General features: G+C 58.3%; 6 protein-coding genes, 5 tRNA genes and 3 rRNA genes. 10 read left to right on the top strand and 4 right to left on the bottom strand.

Features of this window, described 5'->3' with window-relative positions; translation table 11 throughout:
- Positions 1 to 17: 17 nt before the first annotated feature.
- The 3 genes from paaB to AB870_RS21640 form a co-directional block, all read right to left on the bottom strand.
- Positions 18 to 314: a 1,2-phenylacetyl-CoA epoxidase subunit PaaB gene (gene paaB / locus AB870_RS21650; protein ID WP_047906235.1), complete on the bottom strand. Its 297-nt coding sequence runs from the start codon at positions 312 to 314 to the stop codon at positions 18 to 20.
- A 79-nt stretch (positions 315 to 393) separates the two neighbouring features.
- Complete coding sequence (gene paaA, locus AB870_RS21645; RefSeq protein ID WP_047906234.1) at positions 394 to 1401, bottom strand: 1,2-phenylacetyl-CoA epoxidase subunit PaaA; 1008 nt, start codon at positions 1399 to 1401, stop codon at positions 394 to 396.
- Between the two features lie 134 nt (positions 1402 to 1535).
- Positions 1536 to 2504 (bottom strand): GlxA family transcriptional regulator, encoded by a 969-nt coding sequence (locus AB870_RS21640; protein WP_047906233.1) that lies wholly within the window; start codon positions 2502 to 2504, stop codon positions 1536 to 1538.
- Between the two features lie 330 nt (positions 2505 to 2834).
- On the opposite strand from AB870_RS21640, the gene AB870_RS21635 reads away from it, so the two are divergent.
- The gene (locus AB870_RS21635; protein WP_047906232.1) at positions 2835 to 3548 is read left to right on the top strand and encodes a M24 family metallopeptidase; all 714 of its coding nucleotides are present in this window, start codon (positions 2835 to 2837) and stop codon (positions 3546 to 3548) included.
- Between the two features lie 11 nt (positions 3549 to 3559).
- Here AB870_RS21635 and AB870_RS21630 read toward each other — a convergent pair whose 3' ends face one another.
- A complete protein-coding gene (locus AB870_RS21630) occupies positions 3560 to 5248 on the bottom strand; it encodes a phospholipase D-like domain-containing protein (protein WP_084663979.1) in 1689 nt (562 codons plus the stop codon).
- A 691-nt stretch (positions 5249 to 5939) separates the two neighbouring features.
- On the opposite strand from AB870_RS21630, the gene AB870_RS21625 reads away from it, so the two are divergent.
- From AB870_RS21625 to tuf, 9 genes are all read left to right on the top strand, one after another.
- Positions 5940 to 7472: ribosomal RNA gene (locus AB870_RS21625) — 16S ribosomal RNA — on the top strand.
- A 64-nt stretch (positions 7473 to 7536) separates the two neighbouring features.
- Positions 7537 to 7613: transfer RNA gene (locus AB870_RS21620), tRNA-Ile, on the top strand.
- 111 nt (positions 7614 to 7724) lie between these two features.
- Positions 7725 to 7800 (top strand) — tRNA-Ala (locus AB870_RS21615).
- 300 nt (positions 7801 to 8100) lie between these two features.
- Positions 8101 to 10978 (top strand): 23S ribosomal RNA (locus tag AB870_RS21610).
- A gap of 127 nt (positions 10979 to 11105) precedes the next feature.
- Positions 11106 to 11218, top strand: a 5S ribosomal RNA gene (gene rrf, locus AB870_RS21605).
- Together the 16S, 23S and 5S rRNA genes with 2 tRNA genes alongside form the textbook arrangement of a ribosomal RNA operon.
- Positions 11219 to 12611: 1393 nt before the next feature.
- Positions 12612 to 12697: transfer RNA gene (locus tag AB870_RS21600), tRNA-Tyr, on the top strand.
- A 74-nt stretch (positions 12698 to 12771) separates the two neighbouring features.
- Positions 12772 to 12845 (top strand) — tRNA-Gly (locus AB870_RS21595).
- Positions 12846 to 12879: 34 nt separating this feature from the next.
- Positions 12880 to 12954, top strand: a tRNA-Thr gene (locus AB870_RS21590).
- Positions 12955 to 13024: 70 nt separating this feature from the next.
- The gene (gene tuf / locus AB870_RS21585) at positions 13025 to 14215 is read left to right on the top strand and encodes an elongation factor Tu (RefSeq protein WP_047906231.1); all 1191 of its coding nucleotides are present in this window, start codon (positions 13025 to 13027) and stop codon (positions 14213 to 14215) included.
- The last annotated feature ends 27 nt before the right edge of the window (positions 14216 to 14242 follow it).

The raw sequence follows: 14242 nt of genomic DNA, 5'->3' as shown, positions 1-14242 counted from the left end.
CACGGGCGCGCGGCCGCTTACATGTGGTTCACTTCTTCCGGCAACTGGTAGAAGGTCGGATGACGGTAGATCTTGTCGGCGGCGGGATCGAACAGTTCGGCCTTGTCTTCCGGCGCCGATGCCGTGATGGCGACCGAGGGCACGACCCAGATGCTCACGCCTTCCTGACGGCGCGTGTAGACGTCGCGCGCCATGCGCAGCGCCATGTCGGCGTCGGCGGCGTGCAGGCTGCCGCTGTGTTTGTGTTCGAGGCCCATCTTGCTGCGCACGAACACTTCCCAGAGGGGCCATTCCTTGTTGGTTGCTTGCGTCATGATCTTTCCTGATGTCTTGTGAGGTGAGTCCTCGCAGCCTGCGCTCGGACGTCAGCCTTTATCTCGTCGGGTCTCGCCGTCACGCGGCCTGTTTTTCGGCGCGCTGGCGCTGTTTGGCGGCGTGGGCGAGGGCGGCTTCGCGCACCCAGGCGCCCTTTTCGTGGGCGGCCACGCGGGTACCGACGCGTTCCTTGTTGCACGGGCCGTCACCGCCGACCACGCGCCAGAATTCACTCCAGTCGATTTCGCCGTAGTCGTGGGCCTTGCGCGCCTCGTTCCACTTCAGGTCCGGGTCGGGGAAGGTCACGCCGAGCACCTTGGCCTGTTCGACGGCAGCGTCCACGAACTTCTGACGCAGGTCGTCGTTCGAGATGCGCTTGATGCCCCACTTCATGGTTTGCGCGCTGTGAATGGAGTCCTTGTCGCTCGGACCGAACATCATCAGCACCGGCCACCACCAGCGGTTCACGGCTTCCTGCACCATGTCGCGCTGGGCTTGCGTGCCGTTCATCATCGAGAGCAGGGCGTCGAAGCCCTGACGCTGATGGAACGACTCTTCCTTGCACACGCGAATCATGGCGCGCGCGTACGGACCGTACGAGCAGCGGCACAGGGGCACCTGATTCATGATGGCGGCGCCGTCGACGAGCCAACCGATCACGCCGACGTCGGCCCACGTGAGCGTGGGGTAATTGAAGATGCTGGAGTACTTGGCCTTGCCCGAGTGCAGTGCGTCGATCATCTGGTCGCGCGACGTGCCGAGGGTTTCGGCGGCGGAATACAGATAGAGGCCGTGACCGGCTTCGTCCTGAACCTTGGCGAGCAGAATGGCCTTGCGCTTGAGACTGGGCGCGCGCGAGATCCAGTTGCCTTCCGGCAGCATGCCGACGACTTCCGAGTGCGCGTGCTGCGAGATCTGACGCACCAGCGTCTTGCGGTACTCGGCGGGCATGTAGTCCTGCGGCTCGATCTTCTGTTCGGCGGCGACGCGCGCGTCGAAGCGAGCTTGCTGTGCCTGCTCGGCCTCGCTCAGGGCACGAACGCCCTTGGGGCTGTTGCCGGCCAGATCGATGGCTTGCGTATACATAGAGGAAGGCCTCCGCGGCATGTGGGGATATGGAACGCATTATAAACCGACCGGCCGGTCGGTCAATAAATGTTTTCCATTAGACGGGGCAGGCGATTGGGCGGAACTGCCGCTTGCCGGCAATTCGCGGCGAATTACCTTCGCGGCTGCCCGAAGTTCTCGCGGTACTGCTGTGGCGACACGCCGAAGCGCCGCTGGAAGACCTTGCGCATGTTGTGCGGATCGCCGAAGCCGCATTGCCACGCCACGGTCTTGAGCGGCGCGCTGCCGTTCTCCAGCATCACACGCGCCGCGTCGACGCGCGCCGCGCTCACGAATTCGGCGGGCGTCACCCCGGCGTCGCGTGCGAAGACCCGTGAGAAATTGCGCACGCTCATCTTCGCCACTGCTGCCAGATCGCCGACGGACAATGGTTCGGCCAGATGCGCCAGCACATATTGCTGGACTTGCGCTACAGGCGAGTTCGGTTCCGCATAGGGTGTGAGGTAGGGGCTGAACTGGGATTGACCTCCCGCCCGCTGCGTGAAAACCACCAGACGCTTCGCCACGTTCAGCGCGATCTCCTGTCCGTGGTCCTGCGCAAGCAGATGCAGCGACAGATCGATTCCTGCCGTGACCCCCGCGGACGTGTACAGGTTTCCATCCTGAATGAACAGGCGGTCGACTTCGATGGTCGCCCCCGGCGCGCGTTCGGCCAGCACGTCGACGTCGTTCCAGTGCGTGGTCACGCGCTTGCCGTCGAGCAGTCCGGCGGCCGCCAGAATCAGCGCGCCGTTGCAGATCGAGCCGTAGCGCCGGGCGTGAGGAACCATGTCGTTGAGCCAGCGATAGACGTTCGGCCCTGGATCGTCGGTCAGCAGCGAGGGCCCACCGGCGACCAGCAGCAGATCGACGTAACCGCCCACGTCCTGATAATGCCGGCGCGGCAACAGCGCCATGCCGTTCGAACACCCGATGGCGCCGTGCTGCGTGCCGACGACCTCCGTCTGGTAGTGGTCGCCGGGCAGCAAGAAACGGTTGGCTTCGGCGAAAACGTCCAGCGGGCCGCTCACATCGAGCGCTTGCACGCCGGGGAAAACCAACAGGGCGACGGTACGGATCATGGCGATTTGCGGAACGTAGATAACGGCGAGGACAGCAGTACGGATAGAGGGGCGACGGAAGCGGGGGGCCTCATTCGCGACATCGATTTGCCGGCAAACCGCGCGCGGCAACTTGCGCTGGCGGTGATGCGGTCCATTTTGGCAGAAAGCGGCCCATCGGAAGTACGACGGCCGTCCACTGGCGCGAAGATGCCGAGCAATGGCGCAATCGGCACGTTCGCACCGCCCGCCGGAGCGCGTCGGCGCTTCGACAATCGTGACTGTTGGCGATGGCACGGACCGTCGCCGCGTCCCCCAACCCCTGCATCCTTTCCCAAAAAGAGGTTATCGATGTCGAATCAAGCCAATTCCTCCGCCGTTCGCTACCCGGACGAAGCTTCGCTGGTCGAGCGCGTCGGCCCGGCATTCTCGGTCGACGGCATGCTCGCCGCGCGCAACAAGACCCGCGCTGCGATTGGCGAAATTGCCAGCAAGGTGCGACCCGGCATGGTGGAGGAGGATGCCGTCGCCATGGCGAAAGGCGTGCTCGTGGCGGCCGGCCTGGAATTGAGCTGGCACCCGACTCGCGTGCGCTTCGGCAGGAACACGCTCAAGCCGATGCGTCAGCCGTCCGAAGCGGGTGTCGTGCTCGGGGAAAACGACCTGTTCTTCATCGACATCGCGCCGCGTTTCGAAGCATGGGAAGGCGACGGCGGCGCGAGCTTCGTGGTCGGCGAGCATGCCGAGTTCGAACGGTGCGCGCGCGACGCCGAAACCCTGTTCCACGACGTTCGCCGGAAATGGCTGCGCGAAGGGGCGACCGGGCAAGCGCTTTACGCATATGCGGACGAGGTGGCGTGTCGCATGGGCTGGACGCTGAACTTCGATCTGCCGGGCCACCGGGTGTCCGACTTCCCGCACGCGGCCATCCATACCGGCTCGCTGGCCGCATTCGAAGCTACGCCGTCCGCCATGCGCTGGATTCTGGAAATTCACTTGCGCGACCCACAACTGCGCTTCGGGGCGTTCTTCGAAGACATGCTGCTTGAAGACGTCTACTACTGACCGTGCCGCGCTCAGAGCAGATCGTCGCTTGGCAGCAGGGTGAATGCGCCTGCGACTGCGTTGCGTCCGAAAGTCGCGTAGGGTTCGACGTCGAACGTGCGCGGTTGCCCGTTTTCCTCGCCCACCCAGCGTAGTGCTGGCATGGTGGGCGGCGTGGGTGTCGGCGGCGTTGTGCCGGTCGGCGCCAGCTCGACGCGGAAACTGGTGCGCGGCGACGTGGCGCGATCGAATATGCGCGCCATTCGCTCAGCGAACTCCGGACTGTGAATCACGATGGCCAGCTCCGTGTTGAGTCGCACCGAGCGTGGGTCCAGATTGAACGAGCCGAGGACGACGTCGCGACGGTCGATGACATAGGCCTTGCCATGCAGACTCGCGCGAGACGACCCGCCGAACGTCACGCGCCGGGATTGACGCTCGCCGTCGTCGGTGCGGATGGGTTTGAATTCGTATAGCTCGATGCCCGCCTGCAGCAGCGCCGGACGATAGCGGGCGTAACCCGCGTGGACAGGCACGACGTCGGTTGCGGCGAGCGAATTCGTCAGTACGCGCACTTTGACGCCACGTTGCGCCAGCTTCGACAGAAACCGCACACCGCCGTCGAGCGGTACGAAGTAGGGCGAGATGATCAGGAATTCGGATTGCGCGTTGGCGGCCAGTTGGCGGAGCTTGTCCCCTGGCTTGCTCCGGGTGTCGGCGACAGGCGCATCGAGCTTGTCGGGCGTATCGGCGGCCAGTTCGGCGGGGGCCCAGAACAGCGCGACAGTGCCTGCGCGCAGACTGGCGGCGAGTGGCGGCTGATGGAGCGCTTCGCGGCCGGCGGGCACGTTCTCGGCGTCGCGCCAATGTTGGGCGAGAGCGGCTCGCGTAGCCTCTAGCGTCTCGTTATCGATTTTCGACTGGACTTGCTTGAGCGGGTAGGACTGAGGGCTGGTCCAAAAATGGTCGAAGCTATGCGAGATCGCTTCGACGACCGGCCCCGCGCAGAGCAGATCGAAATCGCGGAAGGAGAGGTCGGGATTGGCGTCGAAGTATTCGTCCCCCAGATTGCGGCCGCCTACGATCGCCACCTGGTTGTCGGCAACGAGTGCCTTGTTATGCATGCGGCGGTTTAACTGATCGAAGCGCGTGAGCAGATTGCCCGCGCGTTCCAGTAGCGTGGTGTCGAGGGTGCCGAACGGATTGAAGACGCGGATTTCGATATTGGGACTCTGGTCCAGCGCGGCGAAAGCGGGGTCGGTGTGGCGACGGTTGATGTCGTCCACCAGCATGCGAATGCGCACACCGCGTTGGGCGGCGTCGAGCAGTGACTGGAGCAGCAGGCGGCCGGTGACGTCTTCGCCGGCACTGTAGTACTGCACGTCGAGGCTGTGTTGCGCGGACTGCACCAGCGCGAGACGCATCGTGAAGGCGGCGGAGCCCGTCGCCAGCAGTTGGAAGCCGGACTGGCCCGGATGTGCGCGCATGGCCGGGGCGAGGGCGGAAGCGAGTGCACCTGGCGTGCTGGCTGGCGTATGAGTGGTCCACTGCGACGGCTCCGGCGGCGGGCGCACCGATCCGCAAGCGGCAACGAGCAGGGCGAGCGGGACGATCCGAACGAAGTGAATGACGCGAATGAAACGATTGCGCCTGGGCAGGCAGTGCCGGAGCGACGCGAAGAGTGAAGGCAGGTGTGACAGGAAGGCGCGCGAAGGAAACATCTCAGACGCTCTTATATATAGAGAGATAGGGGGAGACATCGACGCTGCCGTTGCCTTTCCATATAGGCAAGCTTTCAGGAAGCATATGCGATTTCATTCGTTGCGTCGTCGGGGGAGGCCCGGATACAGTGAACCCGTCTCCTCCATGTGTCCTGTCCCATGGATCTTGGCCCGCTCACGACGCGGGCTTTTTTTGCCCTTTTCAAACTATTTTCACAAAGCGCTTGCCAAGGTTCGGGGTTTTCACTAATATCTCGTCTCTCGCAACGACGGCGGCGCAGCGAAAGCGGCGGCGAGGTTGGGGCGACGGGCCGAAAAGCCCGGTGGTTAGCGGTTTTGGGGCTGGTGAGTTGCGAGAGCGACGAGCGATGAAGGCGAAAAAAACTGTTGACGACGACGAGAAGCTGCGACATAATCTCACTTCTCTGCTGCTGATGCAGCGACGCAGAAAACGAAGCGACGGCGCGGCAAGTTGGCGACGAAGCGAAGTTCGATGCGATTGATCTTTAAAAATTGAACAACCGATAAGTGTGGGCACTCGATGAATGGTGCGTCTGCTTCGGCAGATAAGCTTTAAATTTATTGAGGCTCACATAGTAATAGGTAAGTTAAGAAATTAACTTGTCAGCATACTTTGAGAGCGACCGGTTCTAGCGATGTATCGCGAAAGACCGAAAACAGTAACAGGTTTAAACTGAAGAGTTTGATCCTGGCTCAGATTGAACGCTGGCGGCATGCCTTACACATGCAAGTCGAACGGCAGCACGGGTGCTTGCACCTGGTGGCGAGTGGCGAACGGGTGAGTAACATATCGGAACGTACCTTGTAGTGGGGGATAGCTCGGCGAAAGCCGGATTAATACCGCATACGCTCTGAGGAGGAAAGCGGGGGACCTTTGGGCCTCGCGCTACAAGAGCGGCCGATATCAGATTAGCTAGTTGGTGAGGTAAAAGCTCACCAAGGCGACGATCTGTAGCTGGTCTGAGAGGACGACCAGCCACACTGGGACTGAGACACGGCCCAGACTCCTACGGGAGGCAGCAGTGGGGAATTTTGGACAATGGGCGCAAGCCTGATCCAGCAATGCCGCGTGTGTGAAGAAGGCCTTCGGGTTGTAAAGCACTTTTGTCCGGAAAGAAATCCTCTGGGTTAATACCTCGGGGGGATGACGGTACCGGAAGAATAAGCACCGGCTAACTACGTGCCAGCAGCCGCGGTAATACGTAGGGTGCGAGCGTTAATCGGAATTACTGGGCGTAAAGCGTGCGCAGGCGGTTTTGTAAGACGGATGTGAAATCCCCGGGCTCAACCTGGGAACTGCATTCGTGACTGCAAGGCTAGAGTATGGCAGAGGGGGGTAGAATTCCACGTGTAGCAGTGAAATGCGTAGAGATGTGGAGGAATACCGATGGCGAAGGCAGCCCCCTGGGCCAATACTGACGCTCATGCACGAAAGCGTGGGGAGCAAACAGGATTAGATACCCTGGTAGTCCACGCCCTAAACGATGTCAACTAGTTGTTGGGGATTCATTTCCTTAGTAACGTAGCTAACGCGTGAAGTTGACCGCCTGGGGAGTACGGTCGCAAGATTAAAACTCAAAGGAATTGACGGGGACCCGCACAAGCGGTGGATGATGTGGATTAATTCGATGCAACGCGAAAAACCTTACCTACCCTTGACATGTACGGAATCCTGCTGAGAGGCGGGAGTGCTCGAAAGAGAGCCGTAACACAGGTGCTGCATGGCTGTCGTCAGCTCGTGTCGTGAGATGTTGGGTTAAGTCCCGCAACGAGCGCAACCCTTGTCCTTAGTTGCTACGCAAGAGCACTCTAAGGAGACTGCCGGTGACAAACCGGAGGAAGGTGGGGATGACGTCAAGTCCTCATGGCCCTTATGGGTAGGGCTTCACACGTCATACAATGGTCGGTACAGAGGGCTGCCAAACCGCGAGGTGGAGCTAACCCCAGAAAACCGATCGTAGTCCGGATCGCAGTCTGCAACTCGACTGCGTGAAGCTGGAATCGCTAGTAATCGCGGATCAGCATGTCGCGGTGAATACGTTCCCGGGTCTTGTACACACCGCCCGTCACACCATGGGAGTGGGTTTTGCCAGAAGTAGGTAGCCTAACCGCAAGGAGGGCGCTTACCACGGCAGGATTCATGACTGGGGTGAAGTCGTAACAAGGTAGCCGTAGGGGAACCTGCGGCTGGATCACCTCCTTTCTAGAGCATGCACTGGAAGTTGAGTGCTCACGCTTATCGGTTGTTGACTGCGTAGATCTAAGTCGGGTCTGTAGCTCAGGTGGTTAGAGCACCGTCTTGATAAGGCGGGGGTCGAAGGTTCAAGTCCTTCCAGACCCACCAACTCTTTCCACCGATGTCTGGTAGAAAGAAATCTGGCTGAGGCAAGGCACAAAAAGCCGCGGCATACACCGGTATGCAAGGTTTTTTGTAACGCCGCATCAGACTGATTTGGGGGGCATAGCTCAGCTGGGAGAGCACCTGCTTTGCAAGCAGGGGGTCGTCGGTTCGATCCCGTCTGCCTCCACCAACACCTTGGATCTCACATCGATGTCAGTCAAAAGCGCTTTACGTCTGTAGTCAATCCCCCTGTGGTGAGTACGCGTTCTGTGAATGCTTTTGAATGACAGCAATGTCATGCAGTATTTGTTCTTTAACAATTTGGAAGAAGAAGTAGTACAACGGAAGCGCGTTAGAGATGGCGCGTGGAAATTGTACGGGTTGTGATTGTATCAACCAGTATTTAAAGTGATCGAAAGATGACTTGGAATACGGCACAACGCGAATACTCAACCTATGAAGGATGTGTCGAGAGACGCACTCGTTATAGGGTCAAGCGAATAAGTGCATGTGGTGGATGCCTTGGCGATTACAGGCGATGAAGGACGCGATAGCCTGCGAAAAGTTGTGGGGAGCTGGCAAATAAGCATTGATCCACAAATGTCCGAATGGGGAAACCCGGCCTTTTAGGTCATCCTAGACTGAATCCATAGGTCTAGCGAAGCGAACGCGGCGAACTGAAACATCTAAGTAGCTGCAGGAAAAGAAATCAACCGAGATTCCCAAAGTAGTGGCGAGCGAAATGGGACCAGCCTTCAAGATTTAGCACCGGTGTTATCAGAACGGAATGGAAAGTCCGGCCATAGTGGGTGATAGCCCCGTATGAGAAAACCCTGGTGTGGAACTAAGCTTGAGAAAAGTAGGGCGGGACACGTGAAATCCTGTCTGAAGATGGGGGGACCATCCTCCAAGGCTAAATACTCGTAATCGACCGATAGTGAACCAGTACCGTGAGGGAAAGGCGAAAAGAACCCCGGGAGGGGAGTGAAATAGATCCTGAAACCGCATGCATACAAACAGTCGGAGCCTCGTAAGGGGTGACGGCGTACCTTTTGTATAATGGGTCAGCGACTTACATTCAGTGGCGAGCTTAACCGAATAGGGAAGGCGTAGCGAAAGCGAGTCCGAATAGGGCGTCCAGTCGCTGGGTGTAGACCCGAAACCAAGTGATCTATCCATGGCCAGGTTGAAGGTGCGGTAACACGTACTGGAGGACCGAACCCACTAACGTTGAAAAGTTAGGGGATGAGCTGTGGATAGGGGTGAAAGGCTAAACAAACTTGGAAATAGCTGGTTCTCTCCGAAAACTATTTAGGTAGTGCCTCGTGTATCACCTTCGGGGGTAGAGCACTGTCATGGTTGAGGGGTCCATTGCGGATTACCTCGCCATAGCAAACTCCGAATACCGAAGAGTGCAATCACGGGAGACAGACATCGGGTGCTAACGTCCGGTGTCAAGAGGGAAACAACCCAGACCGCCAGCTAAGGTCCCTAAATATTGCTAAGTGGGAAACGAAGTGGGAAGGCTAAAACAGTCAGGAGGTTGGCTTAGAAGCAGCCACCCTTTAAAGAAAGCGTAATAGCTCACTGATCGAGTCGTCCTGCGCGGAAGATGTAACGGGGCTAAGCAATATACCGAAGCTGCGGATGCGAGCTTGCTCGCATGGTAGGAGAGCGTTCTGTAAGCCTGTGAAGGTGTCTTGTAAAGGATGCTGGAGGTATCAGAAGTGCGAATGCTGACATGAGTAGCGATAAAGGGGGTGAAAGGCCCCCTCGCCGTAAGCCCAAGGTTTCCTACGCAACGTTCATCGGCGTAGGGTGAGTCGGCCCCTAAGGCGAGGCAGAGATGCGTAGCTGATGGGAAGCAGGTTAATATTCCTGCACCGTCGTATGATGCGATGGGGGGACGGATCGCGGAAGGTTGTCCGGGTGTTGGAAGTCCCGGTCCCTGCAGTGGAGAAGGCGCTTAGGCAAATCCGGGCGCGTAATTCAAGGCTGTGGGGCGAGCGAACTTGTTCGCGAAGCAATTGGAAGTGGTTCCAAGAAAAGCCTCTAAGCTTCAGTCATACGAGACCGTACCGCAAACCGACACAGGTGGGCGAGATGAGTATTCTAAGGCGCTTGAGAGAACTCGGGAGAAGGAACTCGGCAAATTGGTACCGTAACTTCGGGATAAGGTACGCCCTTGTAGCTTGACTGGCCTGCGCCAGAAGGGTGAAGGGGTTGCAATAAACTGGTGGCTGCGACTGTTTAATAAAAACACAGCACTCTGCAAACACGAAAGTGGACGTATAGGGTGTGACGCCTGCCCGGTGCCGGAAGATTAAATGATGGGGTGCAAGCTCTTGATTGAAGTCCCGGTAAACGGCGGCCGTAACTATAACGGTCCTAAGGTAGCGAAATTCCTTGTCGGGTAAGTTCCGACCTGCACGAATGGCGTAACGATGGCCACACTGTCTCCTCCCGAGACTCAGCGAAGTTGAAGTGTTTGTGATGATGCAATCTACCCGCGGCTAGACGGAAAGACCCCATGAACCTTTACTGTAGCTTTGCATTGGACTTTGAACCGGTCTGTGTAGGATAGGTGGGAGGCTTTGAAGCAGGAACGCTAGTTTCTGTGGAGCCGTCCTTGAAATACCACCCTGGCTTGTTTGAGGTTCTAACCTAGGTCCGTAATCCGGATCGGGGACAGTGCATGGTAGGCAGTTTGACTGGGGCGGTCTCCTCCCAAAGTGTAACGGAGGAGTACGAAGGTACGCTAGGTACGGTCGGAAATCGTGCTGATAGTGCAATGGCAAAAGCGTGCTTAACTGCGAGACTGACAAGTCGAGCAGGTGCGAAAGCAGGTCATAGTGATCCGGTGGTTCTGTATGGAAGGGCCATCGCTCAACGGATAAAAGGTACTCTGGGGATAACAGGCTGATACCGCCCAAGAGTTCATATCGACGGCGGTGTTTGGCACCTCGATGTCGGCTCATCTCATCCTGGGGCTGTAGCCGGTCCCAAGGGTATGGCTGTTCGCCATTTAAAGAGGTACGTGAGCTGGGTTTAAAACGTCGTGAGACAGTTTGGTCCCTATCTGCCGTGGGCGTTGGAAGTTTGAAGGGGGCTGCTCCTAGTACGAGAGGACCGGAGTGGACGAACCTCTGGTGTACCGGTTGTCACGCCAGTGGCATCGCCGGGTAGCTATGTTCGGAAGAGATAACCGCTGAAAGCATCTAAGCGGGAAACTCGCCTTAAGATGAGACTTCCCTGGGAACTCGATTCCCCTTAAGGGTCGTTCAAGACCAGGACGTTGATAGGTCAGGTGTGGAAGCGCAGTAATGCGTTAAGCTAACTGATACTAATTGCCCGTGAGGCTTGATCCTATAACCAGTGTGTTTTTCCTGGTGTGAGTATCGATGTGCCGATACAACTCACAACCCACATGTGTTGTACTACGCTTCTTCCGAATTGGTTTTGTTGGCCCCAGGCCAGCAGAACATACAAGTTATGCCTGATGACCATAGCGAGTTGGAACCACCCCTTCCCATCCCGAACAGGACCGTGAAACGACTCCACGCCGATGATAGTGCGGATTCCCGTGTGAAAGTAGGTAATCGTCAGGCTCCCCTTAAAAACCCCTTGCTACTCCCGTAGCAAGGGGTTTTTGCTTTGCAACATCCCTTCCTCTTACGTCATCGCTAGGCGCCTGTTGTTGGGGGGGGCGTCATGAGGGGATTCTCAGCGAGTCCTGCGGGATTATGTGGCTGGGGCAGTAAATGGCGCCGTGCGCTTGAGATGCCATTCTCTTTGCGAGGCTGGCGTGGAAGATTCGCTTTAGCCGAGCAAGCGATCATTTCTCGCGAGATCCAGTGTTTCGGAGGAGGTCATGCGTGCCCCGCGCTTACGACGTCGTTGTATTCGCGAGGTCAGTGCGGGCAGCACGCTTTGGTCGTGCAAGCGACTATTTCCAACGAGATCCAGTGTTTCGGAAGCAGTGAGTGGTGCTTCGCGTTTAAGCCGTCGACGTCGTTCCTCTTCGGCGTCAGCACAGGTGATTTCCTCCTGTTGCGCTGTCATTACGGGGTGCATATCCCTCCGTGGATCAGTCGCCCGAGTGCGGCGCGGGGTCCTCATGCCGGCGATGCGGTTCTTTTGTGACGCTAGTGTACGCTTCGCGCCACGCCGTCTCGCTGAGCCCAGACCTGACGTCCTTTTTCGGCATCTTCGATGCGAAACGTATAGCCGAATATGGCCGGGTCGGCGATGTTACAGGCAGACGGCAGGCCCATGCCGGTCACGTGACGCTCAGCGAAATCGGCTGCTACGCAGCCACTATCGGGTCAGGAGAATTTGGCTCGTGTCCGTGCCTATGTCCCCGTGCAATGCCCGATTGGGATGGTACCAATCGGACGCCAGATTTCGCGTGACGGCTCGAACTGGCGCCAGCGTTCCGGCTGCCAGGGGTACTGCGCATGCGGAAGGCGATGGAACTGCCGGTTGTGCGATGGTGGTGGGACTGCCGGATGGACGCATCTTGCCTGGTCATCGCAAGTCGGCCAACGGAACGCAAGGCGATCTCATTCCTCGAGACGCCGTGCCTGAATTCCCGAGTATGCGCCCCACTTCATCCCGGTGAGCTATGCAGAATCGTCGCGGGAAGCATCGAGTTTTCATAATCTCGACGTCCCTGACATCGTGGTAGGCTGCGATGAAACCTCGGAACGTCGATTCAATCTTGTCAAAACGCGCGGCGAACCATCGCCTGAATCTCGGCTACCCATTCGGTATGAGGCGCAATGGCCCAGACGCCACGCGGAGCCCCGACGCCGACGCATCTTCGCCGGAGCGCACTCCCCGAAAACGGGGCGACTCCCAAATTTGCATATGCGCCGGAAAATCAATGACTTGTCGCATTCATCGAAAATTTGATGAGGCGCAGGCATGGAAACTGCATATTTAATGCGTGGAAGGTGTTGACAAGGCGTGGCGACATCTCCATAATTGCAAATTCTCTGCGGAGGGGTGCCCGAGTGGCTAAAGGGGGCAGACTGTAAATCTGTTGGCTTACGCCTACGTTGGTTCGAATCCAACCTCCTCCACCAGCATGCGGAAGTAATGAGCGCCGGAAGCATGAGCCTCCGGCGCTTGTTACCAAGTGGCGAGAGTCAGAATCCAAGCGGGTGTAGCTCAATGGTAGAGCAGAAGCCTTCCAAGCTTATGACGAGGGTTCGATTCCCTTCACCCGCTCCAGGTGACGCGCAGACGAAGTAGCTGTACAGGATTCGCCCATGTGGCTCAGTGGTAGAGCACTCCCTTGGTAAGGGAGAGGTCGGCAGTTCGATCCTGCCCATGGGCACCAAAAGATAGTGAAGCGCGGCAATCAACATGCCGAGCAACCTCGGCAATAGATAACCCGTTAGGAGTCGGAAATGGCAAAGGAAAAATTCGAGCGGACTAAGCCGCACGTGAACGTCGGCACCATCGGTCACGTGGACCATGGCAAGACCACCCTGACGGCCGCTATCGCAACGGTTCTGTCGTCGAAGTTCGGCGGCCAGGCCAAGAAGTACGACGAAATCGACGCAGCGCCGGAAGAAAAGGCACGCGGTATTACGATCAACACCGCGCACATCGAGTACGAAACGGCCAACCGCCACTACGCACACGTTGACTGCCCGGGTCACGCCGACTACGTCAAGAACATGATTACCGGTGCTGCCCAGATGGACGGCGCTATCCTGGTTTGCTCGGCTGCCGACGGCCCGATGCCGCAAACGCGCGAGCACATCCTGCTGGCCCGTCAGGTTGGCGTGCCGTACATCATCGTGTTCCTGAACAAGTGCGACATGGTCGACGACGCCGAGCTGCTCGAGCTGGTCGAAATGGAAGTTCGCGAACTCCTGTCGAAGTACGAATTCCCGGGCGACGAGCTGCCGATCATCAAGGGTTCGGCCAAGCTGGCGCTGGAAGGCGACAAGGGCGAACTCGGTGAAGCCGCCATCATGAAGCTGGCTGAGGCGCTCGACACGTACATCCCGACGCCGGAGCGCGCCATCGACAAGACGTTCCTGATGCCGGTGGAAGACGTGTTCTCGATCTCGGGTCGCGGTACCGTTGTGACCGGCCGTGTCGAATCGGGCGTGATCAAGGTCGGCGAGGAAATCGAAATCGTCGGTATCGTTCCGACGGTCAAGACGATTTGCACGGGCGTTGAAATGTTCCGCAAGCTGCTCGACCAGGGTCAGGCAGGCGACAACGTTGGTATTCTGCTGCGCGGCACGAAGCGCGAAGAAGTTCAGCGTGGTCAGGTTCTGGCCAAGCCGGGTTCGATCAAGCCGCACACCGACTTCACTGGCGAGGTCTACATTCTGTCGAAGGATGAAGGTGGTCGTCACACCCCGTTCTTCAACAACTACCGTCCGCAGTTCTACTTCCGTACGACGGACGTGACGGGTTCGATCACCCTGCCGGAAGGTAAGGAAATGGTCATGCCGGGCGACAACGTTTCGATCACGGTCAAGCTGATCGCTCCGATCGCCATGACCGAAGGTCTGCGTTTCGCAATCCGCGAAGGTGGCCGTACCGTCGGCGCCGGCGTGGTTGCAACGATCGTAGCTTAAGCCGGTACCTTAACGGTCCGCGCTTAC

The organism is Pandoraea faecigallinarum (assembly GCF_001029105.3).
In the GTDB taxonomy this organism is placed as follows: Bacteria; Pseudomonadota; Gammaproteobacteria; order Burkholderiales; family Burkholderiaceae; genus Pandoraea; species Pandoraea faecigallinarum.
The sequence above is the reverse complement of the archived record's forward strand: the minus strand, read 5'-3'. Positions and strand labels throughout refer to the sequence as shown.